Origin of the sequence: Paraburkholderia tropica (genome assembly GCF_014171495.1) — a bacterium.
Classification (GTDB): domain Bacteria; phylum Pseudomonadota; class Gammaproteobacteria; order Burkholderiales; family Burkholderiaceae; genus Paraburkholderia; species Paraburkholderia tropica.
Genome location: NZ_CP049136.1, coordinates 754,037 through 773,940, shown reverse-complemented (window position 1 = coordinate 773,940; position 19,904 = coordinate 754,037). Strand labels below are relative to the sequence as shown.

Here is a 19,904-nt window from a genome sequence, read left to right as displayed (position 1 = left end):
CTGCGTGAATTCGGAAACTAGAAGAGACTCGCCTGGCCGGAAATCACGGTTTCGAATTCTTCGCGCAGGAACGGCAGAATCGCATCGGCGACCGGCTGCAACTGACGCGAGAGATAGAACGCGTAATCGAGCGGCGAACTGAGCGTTTCGAGCGGTTCGGGACCGGCCGTGGTCATCACGTAGCTGATCCAGCCGCCATTCTGATATTGCAGCGGGCGGCCGAGCTGGCGATTGAACTCGTCGGCGACACGCGCGGCGCGCACATGTGGCGGCACATTGCGCTGATACTCGCTGAGCGGGCGGCGCAGCCGTTTGCGAAACACCAACTGGTCATCGAATTCGCCGCGCAAGGTCTGCTGCACATAGTCGCGAATATAGTCGGCGTACGGCTCGCGCTGAAATACGCGGCGATACAGTTCGCGCTGGAATTGTTGTGCGAGCGGCGTCCAGTCGGTGCGTACGGTTTCGAGTCCCTTGAACACGATTTCTTCGCTGCCGTCTTTCGCGCGCGACAGGCCCGCATAACGCTTCTTGCTGCCTTCCTCGGCGCCGCGCACCGTGGGCATCAGAAAGCGCGAATAATGACGCTCGAATTGCAATTCGAGTGCGCTTTCCAGACCGAAGCGCGTCTGCAAATGCGCTTCCCACCAGGCGTTGACGTGCGCGACCAGTTCGCGGCCCGTGCGCGTGGCGTCCTCTTCCGAATGCGCGCGCTTGAGCCAGACGAAGGTCGAATCGGTATCGCCGTAAATCACGTCGTAACCTTGCGACTCGATTAATTCACGCGTTTTACGCATGATTTCGTGGCCGCGCATGGTGATCGACGAGGCGAGGCGCGGATCGAAAAAACGGCAACCCGTCGAACCGAGCACGCCGTAAAACGCGTTCATGATGATCTTGAGCGCCTGCGAAAGCGGCGCGTTTTTCATGCGCTTGGCCTGTTCGCGGCCTTCCCAGACCTGCCGCACGATTTCGGGCAGACAGTGCATCGTGCGCGAAAAACGCGCGCCGAGAAAGCCGGGCACTGAGGCCTCGTCGCCGGGCTGACGCAAGCCTTCGATCAGCCCGACCGGATCGATCAGAAACGTGCGGATAATCGACGGATACAGGCTCTTGTAATCGAGCACGAGCACCGAATCGTAAATGCCGGGCCGCGAATCCATCACGAAACCGCCGGGGCTGTTTTCGCCCACGATGTCGCCGAGATTGGGCGCGACATAACCGAGCCGATGCATGCGCGGCAAATACAGATGCGTGAAAGCCGCGACCGAACCGCCACTGCGATCCACGGGCAAGCCCGTAACCGAGGCGCGTTCCAGCAAAAACGCCATCAATTCGGTTTTCTCGAAGATGCGCGTAACGAGTTCGCAGTCTTTGAGGTTGTAGCGCGCGAGCGCGGGTTTATCCTCGTCGAAGCGGCGCTGGATTTCGTCCATGCGCTGATACGGATTGTCGATCGACTTGCCTTCGCCCAGCAGCGTTTGCGACACCGATTCGAGGCTGAACGACGGAAAACTCCAGGTCGCGGAACGCAGGGCCTCGATGCCGTCGATAATCAATCGGCCCGCCGCCGCAGCGAAATAGTGATTCTGATTGATACTGTGCTCGCGCCATTCCATGACGGCGCCACCGCGGCCGAGGCGCAATGGCACACCATATTGACGCGAATGTTCGTGCAGCACGCGCAAATCGAATTGCACGAGATTCCAGCCGATAATCGCATCGGGATCGTGCAGCGCCATCCACGCATTCAGGCGCTCCAGCATCTGCGCTCGGGTGTCGCAATACTCGAAATCGAAATCGAGCCCGCTCGCGTCGCCATTTTCGGGCGCGAGCATATACACCTGACGTTGTCCGCAACCCTCGAGCGCGATCGAATACAGTTCGCCGCGCGCGCTGGTTTCAATATCGAGCGACACGAGTTTCAACGCGGGGCGATAATCGCTCGCAGGTTTCATCTCGCCGTCGATCAGCACGCCGCGCGCGTCGGGCGTGCCGCGAAACAGCACGGGCGCGGTGATGAAACGCTCCATCATGTAGCGGTCGGGCGGCTGAATATCGGCTTCGTAGATATTCACGCCCGCTTTCGCGAGCCGCTTCGCCGCGCTGGACAATTGCCGATACTGCCGCGCGTAAAGCCCGAACACGGGCCGCTGATGGAAGTCCTTCAATGCGAGCGGGCGCCATTCCACGCCGGGTTTTGCGTCGAATTCAGCGCGTGCCGCGTCCTGCTGCTCGACGGGCACGAAGGCCACCGAGGTTTGCGCGCGCAGGCGCAACTGGCGCGGCCCCGTGGGCGTGGCCAGCCAGAAGTCGACTTCGGTATGCGTGGGCGTGTCGCGCCAATGGCGGGTGAGGATGAAGCCTTCGTTCAAACTCGCCTGCGCGTCGGCATCGGCGCCCGCCGTCAATTCACCCTGAAACTCGCTCACGTCCCGTACCCGCAGGCCTGCTTGGATTGCAGGCATTGTACCGCTGCGTGCGGCGGCGGACGTGCGGATGTGCGGCGCGGCGCAAGCCGGGCGACGGCAGCGTGCAGCAGCTGTGTCCGAACGCGTTCGCGCATCCGGACACAGCCTGTCCGGATGCCGACATAGATTACTTTGCGCTGCGTGCTCGTCCGCCTCGGATTGATGCAGCCGCCCAAAACGCAGCGCGCTTAACGACGCACAACGGAGCCACGCACATGTTCAATCATCACAACTCGCCGCTCGAGCATCTCGCCGCTTTCGCCATCACGCTCGCCGTGGGCGTGATTTCCACGGTCGCGCTGGGCAAGTACATCGACAAAGTGCGTCGCGATGCGATCGCATCGGTCGCGCAGCCGCGCTGAAGGACGCGTTGATTCCACCGGATCTCGCAAAGGTCTCTTCTCGCACAAGCACTTAGTGCGAAAATTTCGGTATTCGACACTCCTCCCTTCATCAACAACGGATCGACACGGCTTGCGCGCCGTGCCGTTCCCATTGAATCGGGGAGATCGGATTTGTACGCAAGAACATGGGGAAAGAGCGGCGGCCTGCTGTTCATGGCGCTGGTCGCGAGCGGTGCGGCCCACGCACAAAGCAGCGTGACGCTGTACGGCAAGATCGAGGACGGGCTCAATTACACGAGCAACGCCCGGGGCCAAAGCGCGTATCAACTGGAAAGCGGGTATGACTACGGTAGCCGCTGGGGATTGAAGGGCAGCGAGGATCTCGGCGGCGGCACGCACGCGATCTTCCAGATCGAAAACGGCTTCGACGTGAATACCGGGCGCAATAGCCAGGGCGGCCGCGAGTTCGGGCGTCAGGCATGGGTGGGCATCGCATCCGACCAGTACGGCACGCTGACGCTGGGCCGCCAGTACGATCCGAGCGTCGACATGTTTTCGCCGACGACGGCCAACGGCAACTGGACCGGCTACATCTTTGCGCACCCCTACGACAACGACAACACCGACTACTCATTTCGCGCGAATAACGCTGTCAAATACGTTTCGCCGACCTACCGCGGATTCAGCGCGGAAGCCATGTATGCGTTCAGCAATCAGGCAGGCGGATTCGCGGATAACCGCCTTTATGGCTTCGCCGCGCAATACGTGCACGGCGGCTTGACGGTCGCGGCGTCGTATTTGAAGCTGAATCACCCCGGCACCACCTCGGGCGCAGTCTCCGACGACAGCACGTTCAGTGCGTCGTCGCAGCAGAATATCGGCGTGGGCGTGAATTACGCGTTTGCGGACTGGCTGCTCGGCATTGCGTATTCGCATGTCGATGTCTACGATCCGACCGCTAACGCCTATTTCACGTCCGACGGCGGCTCGACGCAGCCCGCGGGCGGCACGTGGCACGCGTGGAAGTTCGACAACGTCGAAGTCAATGCGCTCTATCACTTCACGCACGCGCTGTATCTCGGCGGCGCGTACACCTACACCCAGGCGAATCTCACCTCGAACGTGGGCAGCTTCCGCCCGAAATGGCATCAGGTGAGCCTCAAGCTCAATTACGACCTCTCGTCGCGTACGTCCGTTTATCTCGAAGGCGCATGGCAGCATGCAGTGAGCGCCCACACCGGTACCCAATTCGACTACGCGAACATTCCGGGTTCGGCCGATATTTCGTCTGGAGAAAACCAGATGATTTATCGCATCGCAATAATTCACGGCTTCTGATCGTCTGACCTCCAACCCATGGCGATGCGTTGTCCGGCTGCGGTATTGGGCCGTTCAACGCTCGCTAATACGTTTTAGCCTGTATTCAAGGGCTATTCTTTATTTGCCTGACAACCGCAAAAAATAAACCCATCCCGAATACACCAGGGTTAATACCTAATTCCGTGTTGCACAAAATTGTTAAATTTCTGGCTTAGAATCAAATCTCTAAATGGCGCCGCGAATCGAGCAGGCCGCTGAAATGAGAGATCGAACGCTACGTTCCGGGCCGCTTTTCGGATGCGCCATTTAGTCAATCCATTTAGCATTTCTAATCATGGAGCATCGTCGATGACTGTTTCCGCACCCGAGCATCTTCGCGCCAATTACGCATCCGGCGTCGCGACCTGGTTTGCTCTGATCACGCCCGCATGGCAAGGCGCGGAAGCCGTGATCGCGCTCAACATGCAGGCAGCGCGCGCGGCGCTCAACGAGAACGAAGCCGCGTTCAAGGGCGCCTTGCAAACCGGCAGCCCGGTGGAATTCTTCACGCAGCAAGTGAGCGCCTCGCAGCAACTGGCCGCGAAAAGCCTCTCGTATAGCCGCCATCTATTCGACATCGCCACGAAGACTCAAGCCGCATGGACCGAAGTCGTGCAAGCGCAGGCCACGCAGCAAGAGCGCGGCCTGAAGGCGTTGACCGATCAATTCTCAAAGCATGCACCCGCGGGTTCGGAAGCCTTTATCGCGGCCATGCGCTCCACGTTTTCCGCGTTCGGCAATGCTGCCGAGAGCATTCGCGGCATGACCCGTCAGGCCATCGAAGCGACGCAAGGTCAATTCGACACGGCCGCCGCCACGGCCAGCGCGGCCGCCAAACAATAATCCTTCGCTTTACGTCACGCGGAATGACGCTGCGCACGACGTCGTGTGCTCAGCGTCTTTCGCGGTTTCACCGATTCGTCATTCGCATGTGATAAGACCTCAAACCGCTGCGTCGATCATGTCATCGCATGCGTGGTGGGTCGTTCGATCAGCGTGAATATGCATCGCGGATTTCGTGAGTACTTCTAACGCAGGAATGGATAATGACTGAGATTGTGATCGTTTCGGCCGCCCGCACCGCGGTAGGCAAGTTCGGTGGCTCGCTCGCGAAGGTGGCGGCGCCGGATCTGGGTGCCATCGTCATCAAGGCGGCGCTGGAGCGCGCGGGACTGAAGCCCGAGCAGGTCAGCGACGTGATTCTGGGGCAGGTGCTGACGGCCGGTTCGGGCCAGAACGTGGCGCGTCAGGCTTCGATCAAGGCGGGTCTGCCGGCGGCCGTGCCTGCGATGACGATCAACAAGGTCTGCGGTTCGGGCCTGAAAGCGGTGATGCTGGCCGCGAACGCGATCATCGCGGGCGACGCAGAGATCGTCGTGGCGGGCGGTCAGGAAAACATGAGCGCGGCGCCGCATGTGCTGCCGGGCTCGCGCGACGGCTTCCGCATGGGCGATGCGAAGCTGATCGACAGCATGATCGTCGACGGCCTGTGGGACGTGTACAACCAGTACCACATGGGCGTCACGGCCGAGAACGTCGCGAAGGAATACGGCATCACGCGCGAGGAACAGGACGCGTTCGCCGCAGCCTCGCAGAACAAGGCGGAAGCCGCGCAGAAGGCCGGTCGGTTCGACGACGAAATCGTGCCGGTCGAAATTCCGCAGCGCAAGGGTGATCCGCTCGTGTTCAAGACCGATGAATTCGTGCGTCATGGCGTGACGGCGGAATCGCTCGCGAGCCTGAAGCCCGCGTTCGCGAAAGAAGGCACGGTGACGGCGGCGAATGCGTCGGGGATCAACGACGGCGCGGCGGCGGTGGTCGTGATGTCGGCGAAGAAGGCCGAAGAACTCGGTTTGAAGCCGCTCGCGCGCATCAAGGCGTACGCGAGCGCGGGCGTCGATCCGAAGGTGATGGGCATCGGTCCGGTACCGGCGTCGAAGCGCTGCCTGGAACGTGCGGGCTGGTCGGCGAGCGACCTCGATCTCATGGAGATCAACGAGGCGTTCGCGGCGCAGGCGCTCGCGGTGAACAAGCAGATGGGCTGGGACACGTCGAAGATCAACGTGAACGGTGGCGCGATTGCGATCGGCCATCCGATCGGCGCGTCGGGTTGCCGGATTCTGGTGACGCTGCTGCACGAAATGCAGCGCCGCGACGCGAAGCGCGGTCTGGCATCGCTGTGCATTGGCGGCGGCATGGGCGTGGCGCTCGCGCTCGAGCGCGGCTGATCCACCTTTAAGGTTGATGGGGTCCCGCACGGCGCCGGCGTGCCGGCGGGCCCCAAAAAAGTGTTCGCGCAATATCAGACGTTAGTAAAACCCGCGCGCGCTTGCTTGCGGCGTCCCCACACACACGACGCTTGCCGGGCAACGAACAACGTGACGAACCATCGAGTGGTGTCACGCCATTATATGAAGTATGACTCTCGCGGATATACAGGATGACTAATCGTATTGCATTGGTAACGGGTGGAATGGGCGGTCTTGGCGAGGCGATCAGCGTGCGCCTGCACGACGCGGGCTACAAGGTCGTCGTCACGCATTCACCCGATAACGCCGGAGCGAAGGACTGGCTGTCGCGCATGGAGTCGGCGGGCCGCGGATTTCATGCGTATGCGATGGACGTGGCGGATTACGATTCGTGCCAGCGCGGCGCCGACAAGATTCAGAGCGAAATCGGTCCGATCGACATTCTGGTGAACAACGCCGGCATCACGCGCGACATGACGTTCCGCAAGCTCGACAAGGTGAACTGGGACGCGGTGCTGCGCACCAATCTCGATTCGATCTTCAATATCTCGAAGCCCTTGTGCGACGGCATGGTGGAGCGCGCGTGGGGGCGCATCATCAATATTTCGTCGGTGAACGGGTCGAAGGGGGCGGTGGGACAGACCAATTACGCGGCCGCGAAAGCCGGTATGCACGGTTTCACCAAATCGCTCGCGCTGGAAGTGGCGCGCAAGGGCGTGACGGTGAATACGATTTCGCCGGGTTATCTCGCGACGAAAATGGTCACCGCGATTCCGCAGGACATTCTCGATTCGAAGATCCTGCCGCAAATTCCGATGGGCCGTCTCGGCAATCCGGACGAAGTGGCGGCGCTCGTGCTGTTTCTGTGTTCGGACGACGCAGGTTTCGTGACCGGCGCGAATATTCCGATCAACGGCGGCCAGCACATGCAGTGACGCAGTGATGCAGTATTGAAGTGAAGACAACGCGCGCCGTGGTGCGCGCGTTGTCCGTTGCGCCATTATTTCGGCAACAGGCTCTTGCGGCTGCGATTACGCGGCTTGGGCTCGACGCCCACGCGCTCATCGCGCGCGAGCACGAGGGCCGTCAACTCCTCCACGACCGTTTCGAAGGCCGGGTCGGCCTGCGAGATATACAGCCATTTCCCGAGCACGGGATGCGGGCGCAGCGCCGGAATCGCGTCGATCAGCGCCGCGTGACGGTCTTTCGACGTGCACACGAGCATGCCGCTCCAGGGCTCGCCGCGATCGGCGGCAATCAGACAGAGCAGGCCGTCGAGATAGGCGGCGTCGCAGCCGAACATCAGCTTGCGGACGTAATTCGGTTCGCGCTCGAAGGCGTCGAAAATCCAGACCAGCGAATTGCGGATGGAAGACGGCATGGTGTTCGGTTCCTCGACGGTCCCGCCACGAGCGGGACCTCGCGAAACATCATACGTGATCGCGCCGCTCAGGCCGCCTTGCGGTCGAGCGAGAACGACACCATCAACACGGCGATGCCGAGCACCGCGAGAATCGCGCCCACCCAGCCGGTCGCGATCCAGCCGAAACCCATCGCGATCACAATGCCGCCGAGCCACGCGCCGAGCGCATTGGCGATATTGAACGCGCTGTGATTGAGCGCGGCGGCGAGCGATTGCGCGTCCCCGGCCACGTCCATCAGGCGCGACTGGAACGCCGGCGTGCAGGCGGAACCGAAGCCCACGCAGAACAGAATCGGCAGCATCGCCCAGAGATGCGGCGCGGCGACCACGAACACGAGCAGGATGACCGCCGTGAACGCGTACATGCCGAACATGGTGCGCTTGAGCCAGCGGTCGGCGAGCCAGCCGCAGGCCATATTGCCGAGAATCATGCCAACGCCGATCAGCGCAAGCGCCCACGGCACGTGATAGCTGGCGACGTGCGTGACTTCGGTGAGCGTGGACGCCACATAGCTATAAACCGAGAAAATGCCGCCGAAGCCGACCGCCGAGGCGAGCAGCGTGAGCAGCACTTGCGGGCGGCCGAGCGCGCCGAGTTCGGTCAGCGGGCTCGCCTTGTTCGACATCGGCAATGCCGGCACCGACCACGCGATCATGCCCGCCGTGACGAGCGCGATGATCGCCACCGCCGCGAAACACGCCTGCCAGCCGAGGCCCTGACCGAGCCAGGTGGCGACCGGCACGCCAATCACATTCGCGACGCTCAGTCCCAACATGACCTTGCCGATGGCCGCGCCGCGTTTGTGCGGCGGCACGAGCGCGGCGGCGGCGAGCGCGGCGAGGCCGAAATACGCGCCGTGCGGCAGACCGGCAATAAAGCGGCTCACGAGCACGAGCGAGTAGCTGTGGAAAATCGCGCTCGCGCCATTGCCGATCGCGTAAAGCAGCATCAGCAGAATCAGCAGCGCGCGCCGCGGCATTCTCGCGAGCAACACGGTGATCAACGGCGCGCCGACGACCACGCCCGCCGCATACGCGCTGATCATATGGCCCGCTTGCGGAATCGATACGTGCAGATCGCCGGCCATTTCGGGCAGGATGCCCATCGCGGCGAATTCGGCGGTGCCGATGGCGAATCCGCCCAGGGCAAGCGACAGTTCGGCGATGCCGAGCCCGTGCGGCGGCTCGATCGGCGCCACGACGCGCTCGACGTGTTCTTCCCGAACAGGGGTTTCTGCAGAGGCACTCATGAATTTTTCTAAAGACTTATTGCGTACTGGATGGGCGATTTGCCCATTTGGCGTGGTGGAAAGCGGGTTGACGGAGGCTGCAGGTTAAATGAACAAAATAAATGCACAAATCAAGTGCAAAAAAGCAAGCAAAAAGACGGTGTGAAGCGAATGCGCAGACGAAAGCTTTGGGTGACCGCGAGCGGGCGTTGAGCGGTTCAGTGGGCGTTCGGTCAGTTTGGTTCGGTCGGTGATTTGGCCGGTGATTTGGCCAGTGATGTTGCCGGTGTATTGCCCGGCGGTTTGCCATCTTTCAGATGAGACCGGTTCGCAGCGTATCACCTGTTGCACGTTCGCGCATGACAACGCCGCATCCGCGATCACGAATCAGCGCTCGTTGGCCGACATCTCGGATGTGGGGTGTATCGAGTCCGGCTTCGTTCGCCACCGATATGCAACTGACTATATTGCGCGCAAACGAAACGGCAAATCGCTTTCACACCGAGACGCAGCGTGCGTTCTTGGTGGTGATCGTGCGGCGCGACGCGGCGCTGATCGGCTGTTGCGTGAGCTTGCGTTCGGCGATGGAAAGCGTCCGCGAAGGACAGTTCTTCGCGTCATTATATGATTTGTAGACAATGACGATCCCGTTTGCCAAAAAATGTGCGCATGAAGCGGTGTGCCTCGATGGGTATTCTGGGCTGGAAGGCGCAGATCTTGTGCCTTCACGTGATCGTCGCTTCACTTTTGCCACGCGCTATCAGATGAACGGCCAGGCGCACAAGCCGGTGCAAAAACGCGCTTCAATCGCAACCGCTTATCGTGTGCGATGACGATTGCGAAGTCGCGATCGACGGTATCGATCGCTTCATTTCGCCACGCCACTCAAGCGCGAATCGAATCGCCCTTGGCGGCCATTGGCGTCCTGGCGGATCATCGTTCTTAAAAGAAAAACACAACCGCAGACGTGCGCGACTACCGATAGTCGAAATCACGATGCCGGTCTTGCATGAAAAATGCGGCAAAGACGGCGCAGCACTTTTTTCGCGGCGATAGAAGCCTGCGCAAGCGCATGCACAAGCGTCGTATGTTTCAATTTTTGAAACTGCGGACCGGCTTCATCAAGCGCACGACATGGCATGCGAAGAGAAAAATGACTGGGTATTTCGTTCGCTGTTAGCTTGTGGTGAAAGCGTTCGAAAGATTTTCGTGGCGAAAAAGTCAATTTCAGCCCGTCTATTGATCGAATACGGACACGCAATTTGCATGTGTTGCCGATTTGCCTTCATAATCTGCGTGGCGCAATGATATCGCCACAATGTCTCCGGCCAAACTTCGAGATGCCAAAGAAGTCTTTTTCAGGCAGAGCCGGCAGACGCATTCCTGACAGGGAGGGAAGAATGGTTACGCTCGACTCGATCAACTCGAAAATTGCAAAACTCCAGAAGCAGGCGACCGCCATTGCGGAAAAGCAGACTTCGGTCGGCCTCGCGAAAATTCGCGATCTGATGCACAAGCATGGCTTGAGCCTCGTCGATATCGAAAGCTTTGTCGGGAAAAGGCGCGGTCGCAAGCCGGGCGTCAAGGCCGCGAACGGCGTCGTTAAAACGCGGCGTGCAAGCGCGCCGGTCGCGCCGAAATACGCCGACCCGAAAACGGGCGCAACGTGGACCGGCCGTGGCCGTGCACCGGCCTGGATTCGCGACGTGAAAGACCGCTCGAAATTCCTGATCGCCGGCGCGGTGGAAAGCAAGGCCGCCGCAGCAAAGAAAGCACCAGCAAAACGCGCTGCTGCCAAGAAGCCGGTTGCAGCGAAGAAGGCCGCTGGCCGTCGCGCAGCAGCACCGGCTGGCGCCACGCGCGCACGCAAGACCGTCGCTGCGAAAAAGCGCGGTGCGCCGCGCAAGACGGCTGCAAAGGCGGCAACGACTGCTGCAGCACCGGCAGCGGCTGCAGAATAAAGCCACATGGTGGTCGAATAACCGTGGCTGGCGGAGCGCTGCTTCGCTTTTCGATGGCGCAATGCCGGCTACGGTCGTTAATTCCTTTACCGCTTCACCGCTTGATCGTTTCGACCGCTCAGTTCAACAGCTAACATCAACAGCTAACTTCAACAGCGAGTCGGTTTATCTTCCGCTCCTCCAATCTGCAATCTGCAATCGCGTGGTGCATTCTGCTGCACTGCGCCAATTCCACTCGATTTCCCTACATTTCCAGTTAGCCCTGAATCGCGCGACGAGAAAACTCGCGCGCCAAAAGTTGGGCGACTCGCGGAAGCCGAACCGTTTTTCCCCAGGCGCGTTTTAATTCGCCTGACTTCGTACGAACACGTTACTGCATCGCCAGTTGGCTAAAGGCGGCACATATTTGATCAGTTTTCCGAACGATTCAAGCGCCTTCGATCGCAAGGCGTTCGCTTTCATGCGCCTGTCGTTAGTCCGGCCGACAGGCGCTCGCCGTGCCCGCCTGATCGTTTTCACCTACGCTTTCGACAGACGATCTCCACCCGGCCGCACGGACACCCGCACGCCCTTCGATCGAATTCAGCGGGTTTCTCCGATTTCATGCCCCCGCGCGGAGCCCGATTGCGAAGTCTTGCAATCCCCATCTGTTTCGTTTATCGACTGGTTCGCGCGCCACTGCGTTCGGGCACCGCGCTGTGATCCGCCGCAAGCCGCGCCAGGCCTTATGCGGCTTGCCTTTCAGGCTTGCAAGCCTGGCGCGGAAAGCGTCGCGCTGCCCCTTGCATTCCACGTTCGGCCGCTTGACTTGTGGTTAACCCGTAGTAGCCTCGGGTCGGCGGTCTCCTTATTGTCAGCGCCAATCGACCGGAAAATCCGGCGAGCGCGGCTAGACAAGATGAATTCGCGGTGCGCGTAGCACGAATGTGCGGGCAGCACCGCCATGACAGAGGAGACGAGGCAATGGCGGGGAGCAGGGTTATCGACATCAAGGCCTTCATCGACGAGCAGAAGATTACGGCGTACCAGTGGTTGCTGGTCGCACTGTGTTTTCTCGTGGTGACGGCGGACGGCATGGACGTGGCGATCATGGGTTTCGTCGCGCCGCCGATTCTTCACGAATGGGCGATTTCCCGCCCCGCGTTTGGCCTCGTCATGAGCGCGGCGCCGCTCGGCCTCGTGATTGGCGCGCTGGTGGCGGGTCCGTCGTCGGACCGCTTCGGGCGCAAGGTGGTGTTGCTGTCGTCGATTTTCGTCTTCGGGATCTTCACGATCGCGACAGCGTTCACGAGCACGCCGACTGAAATGGCCGTGCTGCGTCTGCTGACCGGTATCGGTCTCGGCGCGGCGATGCCGAACACGACGACGCTGCTGTCGGAGTACGCGCCGCAACGCAAGCGCGCGCTGATGATCACCATCATGTTCACGGGCTTCAATCTGGGCTCGGCGCTGATTGGTTTCGTCGCGGGCTGGCTGATTCCGACGCACGGCTGGCGTGCGGTGCTGATCGTCGGCGGTGCGTTGCCGCTGGTGATGATCCCGCTGCATCTGTGGCTGCTGCCGGAATCGGCGCGTCTGCTGGCGGTGCGTGGTGCGGCCTCGGCGCGGATCGCGCAGATCCTGAACCGCGTCTGCGAAGGCCGCTTCACGGGTGAGGAGCGCTTCATCTCGAACGAGCCGCCGGTGCCGTCGCGCAAGCCCATCGGCATCCTGTTCTCGCAGGGCTATGGCGCGATGACGCTGCTGTTGTGGGTGACGTATTTCATGGGCCTGCTGGTGATTTATCTGCTGACGGGCTGGCTGCCGACGCTGATCAAGGACGCGGGCCTTTCGGTGACGGTCGCGGCCAACGTGACGGCGATGTTCCAGATCGGCGGCACGATCGGTGCGGTGATCGTCGGCTGGCTGATGGACAAGACGCGTCCCGCGCCGGTGATCAGCGCGGCTTACGTGGGCGGCGGGCTGTGCGTGCTGGCGGTGGCGTCGGTGGGCGCGCTGTCGTCGAGCTTGACGATGCTGGTGTTTGCTGCGGGCTTCTGCATGAGCGGCGCGCAGACGGGGTTGAATGCTTTTGCCCCGGGCCGTTATCCGACCCAGGCGCGCGCCACGGGCGTGAGCTGGATGCTGGGCATGGGCCGTTTCGGCAGCATTTTCGGCTCGGCGATCGGCGGTGCGCTGCTCGGTCTCGGCTGGGGTTTCGAGTCGATTCTCGCGACGCTGGCGGTGCCGGCGGTGCTCGCAGCCATCGCGATCCTGTTCGCGCAGCGTACGAGCGTGGCGGCGGCGAACGCGACGGTGGGCGCCTCGCATTGAACCGTTTCAAGAATTTTTCATGTAGTACGGAATACTGATGATCATTGACATCCACGGTCACTACACGACCGCTCCCAAGGCGCTGGAAACGTGGCGCAACCGCCAGATCGCGGGCATCAACAGCCCGTCGGAGATGCCGTCCGTCTCCGAGCTGAAGATCAGCGACGACGAGCTGCGCGAGTCGATCGAGCAGAACCAGTTGCGCCTGATGCGCGAGCGCGGCCTCGACCTCACGGTGTTCAGCCCGCGGGCCAGTTTCATGGCGCACCACATCGGCGATTACGAAGTCTCCGCTACGTGGGCCGCGATCTGCAACGAGCTGTGCTACCGCGTGAGCCAGCTGTTTCCGGAGCATTTCATTCCAGCCGCGATGCTGCCGCAAAGCCCCGGCGTGGATGTCGCCACCTGTATTCCCGAACTCGTGAAGTGCGTGGAGCAGTACGGCAATGTCGCGATCAATCTGAATCCGGATCCCTCGGGCGGCCACTGGACGAGCCCGCCGCTCTCCGACCGCTCGTGGTATCCGATCTACGAGAAAATGGTCGAGTACGACATTCCGGCGATGGTGCACGTGAGCACGAGCTGCAACGCGTGCTTCCACACCACCGGCGCGCATTATCTGAACGCGGACACGACGGCGTTCATGCAATGCCTCACGTCGGATCTGTTCCGCGATTTCCCCACGCTGAAATTCGTGATTCCGCACGGCGGCGGCGCGGTGCCGTATCACTGGGGCCGTTTCCGCGGTCTCGCGCAGGAAATGAAAAAGCCGCTGCTCGAAGAGCATCTGCTGAAAAACATTTTCTTCGACACCTGCGTGTATCACCAGCCGGGCATCGACCTGCTGACGAAGGTGATTCCGGTCGACAACATTCTGTTCGCCAGCGAAATGATCGGCGCGGTGCGCGGCATCGATCCGCAAACGGGCCATTATTTCGACGATACGAAGCGCTACGTGGAAGCCGCGGACATGAACCCGGACCAGCGCTACAAGATTTACGAAGGCAATGCGCGTCGCGTGTATTCGCGCCTCGACGCCACGCTCAAGGCACAAGGACGTTGAACATGACTGAACTCGGAGTGGTGTATCGCAACATCGCCCGCGCGGAACGCCGCGCGGCGGACGAACTCGGCGCGCTGGGCAGCGCGACCGTGCACGAAGCCATGGGCCGCGTCGGCCTGATGAAGCCGTATATGCGGCCGATCTACGCGGGCGCGCCGGTGAGCGGCACGGCCGTGACGGTGCTGCTGCATCCCGGCGACAACTGGATGATGCACGTGGCCGCCGAGCAGATTCAGCCCGGCGACATCGTGGTCGCGGCCATCACGGCCGAATGCACCGACGGTTATTTCGGCGACCTGCTGGCGACCAGCTTCAAGGCGCGCGGCGCGCGTGCGCTGATCATCGACGGCGGCGTGCGCGACGTGAGCGTGCTGCAGGAAATGGGCTTCCCGGTGTGGAGCAAGGCCATTTCGTCGAAGGGCTGCATCAAGGCGACGCTCGGCTCGGTCAATATTCCCGTGGTGTGCGCGGGCGCGCTCGTGAATCCGGGCGACGTGATCGTGGCCGATAACGACGGCGTGGTCGTGGTGCCGTCGGCGAAGGCCGTCGATACGCTCGATAAAGCCATCGCACGCGAATCGTTCGAAGGCGAAAAACGCGCGAAGCTCGCTTCGGGCGTGCTCGGCCTCGACATGTACAAGATGCGCGAGCCGCTCGAAAAGCTCGGGCTGCGCTATATCGACTGAGTGGTTTTCGCTGGGTTGTCGCGGTTGTCGTAGCGCTTCGGCGCATGCAGGCAAGTGAGGCACGGCATCAGGCAGGTGGAAGGAGACAGAGCATGTTCAAGTGGTACACCGAGTTGACGAAGCCGGAGAAGCGCACCTACTGGGCGTGCTTCAGCGGCTGGGGACTCGATGCGATGGATACGCAGATGTATGCCCTCGCGATTCCCACGCTGATCGCCCTCTGGGGCATGACGCGCGGCCAGGCCGGCATTCTGGGCACGACGGTGCTCATCATGGCGTCGCTGGGCGGCTGGATCGCGGGTATTCTCGCCGACCGCTACGGACGCGTGCGCATCCTGCAGATCACCATTCTGTGGTTCTCGGCGTTCACGCTGCTCTCCGCGTTCACCGACTCGTTCTGGCAACTGATGATCACGCGCGGGCTGCAAGGCCTCGGCTTCGGCGGCGAATGGGCCGTGGGCGCGGTGCTCATCAGCGAAACGATCCGTCCGCAAGTGCGCGGCCGCGCGGTCGGCTCGCTTCAGGCGGGCTGGGCCGTGGGCTACGGCGTGGCCGTGCTGCTCTCCACCTTGCTGTTCAACACGCTCGAACCGGCGCTCGCGTGGCGCGTGATGTTCGCCATCGGCCTGCTGCCGACGCTGCTCGTGCTGTGGATTCGCCGACACATCAAGGAAGCGCCGGTGTTCGCGCAGATCCAGCGCGAGCACGCCGAGGACCGCCCGAGCATCTGGGAAGTGTTCGCCGCGCCCACGCGCATGACCACCTTCAAGGCGATCCTGCTGACGTTCGGCATCTACGGCGGCAACTACGTGATGATTACGTGGCTGCCGGCGTATCTGAAACTCGCGCTGCATCTGTCGATCACGAACGTGGGCGGCTATCTCGCGATCAACATTCTCGGTTCGTTCGCGGGCGCGTTCCTGAACGGCTGGATGGCGGATCGCTTCGGCCGCCGTTATACGTTCATCGTGATCGCGTGCCTGCAGGCGATTGCCGTGGCCACGTACACGCTCGTGCACATCACGCTGCCGGTCACGCTGGTGCTCGGCTTCGTGCTGGGCACGCTGCAATCGGGCACGGCGGCGGGCACCGGTGCGTATATCGCCGAACTGTTCCCGACGCGCATCCGTGCATCGGCGCAAGGGCTGTGCGGCAACGCGGGCCGCGCGATCGGCGCGATCATGCCGACGATGGTCGGCGTGTTGAGCGCGAAACTCGAACTCGGCGCGGCGATGGGCATCTGCGCGTGCGTCTCGTATCTGCTCGTGGTGACGGCGGCGCTGATGCTGCCCGAAACGCGCGGCCGCGATCTCTCGCAGGTCGCAACGGACGACGACGCGGAGCGCGCGCAAGACACGCAACCCTCCGACGCGCGTCTGCAACGCGTGAGCGTCACCGAGGACGCAGGCGGCGCGCGCCGCCCGTAAATCAGACGTGATGCAGCAACGGCGCCGCGTGGAGGCTCACGCGGCGCCGTTGTCATTTCTGCCCGCCGACATGGCGCTCGCGAAGGGATCGCGCCCCGTTCGACACGCGTGAAATCGCGCCATCGCCGCCCTCGCGGATCGTTCCCGCTAGAATTGGCAGCATGGACGCCGCCTGCGCGCATCCGACACTCCCTGCCATTCTCCGATTCGATCCACGCGTGACCACCGCCACCCTCGAACAACTGCGCGCCGGCCGCCTTGCCGGCGCACGACAGCTCAAGCTCGCTTGCGGGTTGACCGAATTCCCGCGCGAGATTTTCGATCTCGCCGACACGCTGGAAGTGCTCGACCTTTCGGGCAACGCGCTGACTTCGCTGCCCGACGACCTGCCGAAGCTGCGCCATCTGCGCATTCTGTTCGCGTCGAATAATCCGTTCACCGAGCTGCCGCCGATGCTCGGCGATTGCGCGTCGCTGAGCATGGTCGGTTTCAAGGCGAACCGCATTCGCCACGTTGCGGCGAGCGCGCTGCCGCCGTCATTGCGCTGGCTGATCCTGACCGACAACAACATCGATGCGTTGCCGCAGGAAATCGGCGATCGTCCGCAATTGCAGAAACTGATGCTGGCGGGCAACCGGCTGCGCGCGCTGCCGGAGACGATGGCGGCCTGCGAGCGGCTCGAACTGCTGCGGGTGTCGGCGAACCGGCTCGACGCGTTGCCGGACTGGCTGTTGCGTCTGCCGCGGCTCGCGTGGCTGGCTTATGCGGGCAATCCGCTGAATGCGACGCGCGAACAGGCTGCGCTCACGGATGCCTCGGTGCCCGATATCGACTGGCATACGCTCGCGCTCGGGCAAACGCTGGGCGAGGGCGCGTCGGGCGTGACGCATCGCGCGACGCGTCTGTTGAAGGACGGGCATCCGGCCGAAGCGGTCGCCGTGAAGCTGTTCAAGGGCGCGGTGACCAGCGACGGATTGCCGGAACTGGAAATGGCGGCGTGTTTGCAGGCGGGGCCGCATCCGAATCTGATTCCCGTGCTGGGCAAGGCCACGGGGCATCCGCTCGGCGAGCATGGGCTCGTGATGGCATTGATCGATCCGGCGTTCGGCAATCTCGCCGGGCCGCCGAGTCTCGATTCGTGCACGCGCGATGTGTACGCCGCCGATACGCTGTTCGACCGGACCGTGGCGCTGCGGATCGCGAGCGGAATGGCGTCGGCGGCGCGGCATCTGCATCGGCGCGGGATCATGCACGGCGATCTGTATGCGCACAATATTCTGCATGACGGCGCGGGGCACGCGTTGCTCGGGGATTTTGGCGCGGCGTCGTTGTTCGACGCGCGCGACGAGTCGCTGGCGCAGTCGCTCGAGCGGATCGAGGTGCGGGCGTTCGGGTGTTTGCTCGAGGAACTGGCGTCTCGCCTGGTGGGGGAGGCTGGCGAGCTGGCTGCGGCGTTTCAGGCGCTGGTTACGGATTGTCTGGCCGCAAGCGTCGAGCACAGACCGTCGTTCGACGAGGTCGTGGAGCGCCTGGCGCCGCTATAACGGATATGGCGGCGCGGGCGCGCCGCGAATGCACCGTCTGCGGCACCGTCTGGAACACGTCGGCGAGCAGGAACAGCGGCGTCACTCCTTCGTGTGCAGACTGTCGAGCGAACGTTTGCGCAGGCGCGTTTCATGAAGCGCGCCGGCGGCGTCGAGCACCGGATACGCCGTCGAGCAGAACAGCGAATTCAGCCGCTTCATATTGCTGATCAGATCGAGGTGCAGCGCGCTGGTTTCCACGCTGCGAAGCGACTGGCCTGCCAGCCGGTCCAGATGCTTGTGGGAATACACGCGCTCCAGATCGCGGAAGCGTTCCTTCTCGGCCAGAAGCTGCTCCGCGCAGCGCAGATCGTTGTTCAGGAACACCGACAGGCCTAGCCGCAGATTGCTCACCAGCCGCGCGTGCAGATCGTCGAGTTCACCCAGTCCTTCCTCGGAGAACGCGAGCCGCTGGGAGATCTTTTTCTCTTCGATGTCGCTCACGATGCGCTCGATGATGTCGCCCGCATGTTCGAGATTGATCGTGAGGGAAATGATGTCCGTCCAGCGGCGGCTTTCGGCTTCATCGAGCTGCTCGCGCGAGATCAGCGTCAGATAGCTTTTCACTTCGGCGTAGAGCTGGTCGACGTCGTCGTCCATGCGCATGGTTTCGCGCGCGACGGCGAGATCGTTGCGTCTGAGCAGTTCCGACACGTTCTCCAGCATCACGCCGACGATGTCGCCAATCCGCAGCACTTCGCGCGACGCGTTGGCCAGCGCGAGTCCCGGCGTGGCCAGCCCGGCGGGGTCGAGATGGAGCGGACGCAGTTCGCCGGCCACCTGCGGCCGGTCGGGCAACAAGCGACGGCAGATGGCGGCGACCCGGTCGACCATCGTGAGGCAGGCGCAACACCGCACCGTGTTGTAGATGAGATGGAAGCCGACCACGGCCTCGCGCGGATTCGAAATGATGACCGGCAATGCGCGTGCGAGCAACGAGGCGAACGGCAGGATAATCACCGCGCCGAGCAGCTTGAAGGCGAAACTGCCCACGGCGAGGCGGCGCGCCGCGGCGTTTTGGGGCAATGCGCTCATCAGCGCGAGCAGACCGCTGCCGAGATTCGCGCCGACCACGAGACACAAGGCGACCTTCAACGAAATGACGCCGGAGGAGGCGAGCGTCGCGGTCAAAAGAACGGCGGCGAGGCTCGAATACGAGAGCATCGCGAAGGCCGCGCCGACGAGCGCATCGAGCATCGTGTCGCCGGTCAGGGCGCTGAACATCACCCGGACGCTCGTGCCCTGCATCATCGGTTGCGCCGCTTCCACGATCAGGTGAAGCGCCAGCAGGATCAGACCGAGCCCGATGAGCGTGCGCCCGGTCTGGCCGGCGCGCGTCTGCTTGCGCGTGAGAAACAGCGGTACGCCGGCGAGTATCAGCAGCGGAGACAGCCACGACAGATCGAGTGTCAGCACCCGCGCCATGAGCGCGGTGCCCACGTCGGCGCCCAGCATGATGGTCAGGCCGCTGGCCAGCGACACCATGCCTTGCGCGGCGAACGACGAGATGATGACCGCCGTGGCGTTACTGCTTTGCACGAGGCTGGTGACGCCCAGCCCGGCAAGAAAGGCCTTGAGGCGGCTACCCGTGCTGCGGCCGAGGATCGCGCGAAGATCGGCGCCGAGCACGCGCAGTATGCCGGTGCGAACGATGTGTGTGCCCCACACCAGAAGCGACACACCGGAAAGCAGATTCAGAAGGATCAACACGATAGGCGACGGTTACTGCACGACTTTGGGGCCCCGTTGACGGGGCGCCTTGCGATCGGCGTCTGGATGTAACACTAGTGTCACAC

17 protein-coding genes are annotated in these 19,904 nt (G+C 62.4%); 12 read left to right on the top strand and 5 right to left on the bottom strand.

Annotated elements, in window-relative coordinates; all coding sequences use genetic code 11:
* Positions 1-17: 17 nt before the first annotated feature.
* Positions 18-2,468 carry a DNA polymerase II gene (locus tag G5S35_RS26990; RefSeq protein WP_183039993.1) on the bottom strand — a complete coding sequence of 817 codons (2,451 nt, stop codon included), beginning with the start codon at positions 2,466-2,468 and terminating at the stop codon, positions 18-20.
* A gap of 218 nt (positions 2,469-2,686) precedes the next feature.
* Here G5S35_RS26990 and G5S35_RS26985 point away from each other — a divergent pair, with 218 nt between their 5' ends.
* The 5 genes from G5S35_RS26985 (at position 2,687) to phbB (ending at position 7,358) form a co-directional block, all read left to right on the top strand.
* Entirely contained in the window at positions 2,687-2,833 is a 147-nt protein-coding gene (locus G5S35_RS26985; protein ID WP_167371395.1) for a hypothetical protein, read from the top strand.
* A gap of 195 nt (positions 2,834-3,028) precedes the next feature.
* Entirely contained in the window at positions 3,029-4,153 is a 1,125-nt protein-coding gene (locus G5S35_RS26980) for a porin (protein ID WP_065061542.1), read from the top strand.
* A 330-nt stretch (positions 4,154-4,483) separates the two neighbouring features.
* Positions 4,484-5,017: a TIGR01841 family phasin gene (gene phaP / locus G5S35_RS26975; protein WP_183039992.1), complete on the top strand. Its 534-nt coding sequence runs from the start codon at positions 4,484-4,486 to the stop codon at positions 5,015-5,017.
* Positions 5,018-5,220: 203 nt separating this feature from the next.
* Complete coding sequence (locus G5S35_RS26970) at positions 5,221-6,402, top strand: acetyl-CoA C-acetyltransferase (RefSeq protein WP_183039991.1); 1,182 nt, start codon at positions 5,221-5,223, stop codon at positions 6,400-6,402.
* Positions 6,403-6,614: 212 nt separating this feature from the next.
* Positions 6,615-7,358, top strand: coding sequence for an acetoacetyl-CoA reductase (gene phbB, locus G5S35_RS26965; RefSeq protein WP_176080895.1), 744 nt, complete (start codon positions 6,615-6,617; stop codon positions 7,356-7,358).
* Between the two features lie 65 nt (positions 7,359-7,423).
* Here the strand turns inward: phbB and G5S35_RS26960 are convergent, their stop codons facing one another.
* The 3 genes from G5S35_RS26960 to G5S35_RS26950 form a co-directional block, all read right to left on the bottom strand.
* The gene (locus tag G5S35_RS26960) at positions 7,424-7,804 is read right to left on the bottom strand and encodes a hypothetical protein (RefSeq protein WP_065060994.1); all 381 of its coding nucleotides are present in this window, start codon (positions 7,802-7,804) and stop codon (positions 7,424-7,426) included.
* A gap of 68 nt (positions 7,805-7,872) precedes the next feature.
* Positions 7,873-9,096: an MFS transporter gene (locus tag G5S35_RS26955; RefSeq protein WP_080180775.1), complete on the bottom strand. Its 1,224-nt coding sequence runs from the start codon at positions 9,094-9,096 to the stop codon at positions 7,873-7,875.
* A gap of 84 nt (positions 9,097-9,180) precedes the next feature.
* On the bottom strand, positions 9,181-9,459 hold the full coding sequence (locus tag G5S35_RS26950; protein WP_124263097.1) for a hypothetical protein: 279 nt from the start codon (positions 9,457-9,459) through the stop codon (positions 9,181-9,183).
* A gap of 254 nt (positions 9,460-9,713) precedes the next feature.
* On the opposite strand from G5S35_RS26950, the gene G5S35_RS26945 reads away from it, so the two are divergent.
* The 7 genes from G5S35_RS26945 (at position 9,714) to G5S35_RS26915 (ending at position 18,069) form a co-directional block, all read left to right on the top strand.
* Entirely contained in the window at positions 9,714-9,908 is a 195-nt protein-coding gene (locus G5S35_RS26945) for a hypothetical protein (RefSeq protein WP_124263098.1), read from the top strand.
* A gap of 507 nt (positions 9,909-10,415) precedes the next feature.
* Complete coding sequence (locus tag G5S35_RS40050; protein WP_269453904.1) at positions 10,416-11,036, top strand: H-NS histone family protein; 621 nt, start codon at positions 10,416-10,418, stop codon at positions 11,034-11,036.
* A 963-nt stretch (positions 11,037-11,999) separates the two neighbouring features.
* On the top strand, positions 12,000-13,349 hold the full coding sequence (locus tag G5S35_RS26935) for an MFS transporter (RefSeq protein ID WP_065060990.1): 1,350 nt from the start codon (positions 12,000-12,002) through the stop codon (positions 13,347-13,349).
* Between the two features lie 37 nt (positions 13,350-13,386).
* Complete coding sequence (locus G5S35_RS26930) at positions 13,387-14,412, top strand: amidohydrolase family protein (protein WP_065060989.1); 1,026 nt, start codon at positions 13,387-13,389, stop codon at positions 14,410-14,412.
* 2 nt (positions 14,413-14,414) lie between these two features.
* The gene (gene ligK, locus G5S35_RS26925) at positions 14,415-15,098 is read left to right on the top strand and encodes a 4-carboxy-4-hydroxy-2-oxoadipate aldolase/oxaloacetate decarboxylase (protein ID WP_065061047.1); all 684 of its coding nucleotides are present in this window, start codon (positions 14,415-14,417) and stop codon (positions 15,096-15,098) included.
* A 92-nt stretch (positions 15,099-15,190) separates the two neighbouring features.
* Positions 15,191-16,525 carry an MFS transporter gene (locus G5S35_RS26920; protein ID WP_074981874.1) on the top strand — a complete coding sequence of 445 codons (1,335 nt, stop codon included), beginning with the start codon at positions 15,191-15,193 and terminating at the stop codon, positions 16,523-16,525.
* Between the two features lie 218 nt (positions 16,526-16,743).
* Positions 16,744-18,069 (top strand): leucine-rich repeat-containing protein kinase family protein, encoded by a 1,326-nt coding sequence (locus tag G5S35_RS26915; protein ID WP_237181735.1) that lies wholly within the window; start codon positions 16,744-16,746, stop codon positions 18,067-18,069.
* Positions 18,070-18,150: 81 nt separating this feature from the next.
* Here the strand turns inward: G5S35_RS26915 and G5S35_RS26910 are convergent, their stop codons facing one another.
* Positions 18,151-19,818, bottom strand: coding sequence for a Na/Pi cotransporter family protein (locus G5S35_RS26910; RefSeq protein ID WP_074981877.1), 1,668 nt, complete (start codon positions 19,816-19,818; stop codon positions 18,151-18,153).
* Positions 19,819-19,904: the final 86 nt, after the last annotated feature.

Coding starts and splice junctions, on each gene's coding strand:
- G5S35_RS26920 (WP_074981874.1), top strand. CDS start 15,191: ATGTTCAAGTGGTACACCGAGTTGACGAAGCCGGAGAAGCGCACCTAC.
- G5S35_RS26960 (WP_065060994.1), bottom strand. CDS start 7,804: ATGCCGTCTTCCATCCGCAATTCGCTGGTCTGGATTTTCGACGCCTTC.
- G5S35_RS40050 (WP_269453904.1), top strand. CDS start 10,416: ATGCCAAAGAAGTCTTTTTCAGGCAGAGCCGGCAGACGCATTCCTGAC.
- G5S35_RS26985 (WP_167371395.1), top strand. CDS start 2,687: ATGTTCAATCATCACAACTCGCCGCTCGAGCATCTCGCCGCTTTCGCC.
- phaP (WP_183039992.1), top strand. CDS start 4,484: ATGACTGTTTCCGCACCCGAGCATCTTCGCGCCAATTACGCATCCGGC.
- G5S35_RS26935 (WP_065060990.1), top strand. CDS start 12,000: ATGGCGGGGAGCAGGGTTATCGACATCAAGGCCTTCATCGACGAGCAG.
- G5S35_RS26930 (WP_065060989.1), top strand. CDS start 13,387: ATGATCATTGACATCCACGGTCACTACACGACCGCTCCCAAGGCGCTG.
- G5S35_RS26970 (WP_183039991.1), top strand. CDS start 5,221: ATGACTGAGATTGTGATCGTTTCGGCCGCCCGCACCGCGGTAGGCAAG.
- G5S35_RS26980 (WP_065061542.1), top strand. CDS start 3,029: ATGGCGCTGGTCGCGAGCGGTGCGGCCCACGCACAAAGCAGCGTGACG.
- ligK (WP_065061047.1), top strand. CDS start 14,415: ATGACTGAACTCGGAGTGGTGTATCGCAACATCGCCCGCGCGGAACGC.
- phbB (WP_176080895.1), top strand. CDS start 6,615: ATGACTAATCGTATTGCATTGGTAACGGGTGGAATGGGCGGTCTTGGC.
- G5S35_RS26990 (WP_183039993.1), bottom strand. CDS start 2,468: ATGCCTGCAATCCAAGCAGGCCTGCGGGTACGGGACGTGAGCGAGTTT.
- G5S35_RS26955 (WP_080180775.1), bottom strand. CDS start 9,096: ATGAGTGCCTCTGCAGAAACCCCTGTTCGGGAAGAACACGTCGAGCGC.
- G5S35_RS26945 (WP_124263098.1), top strand. CDS start 9,714: ATGACGATCCCGTTTGCCAAAAAATGTGCGCATGAAGCGGTGTGCCTC.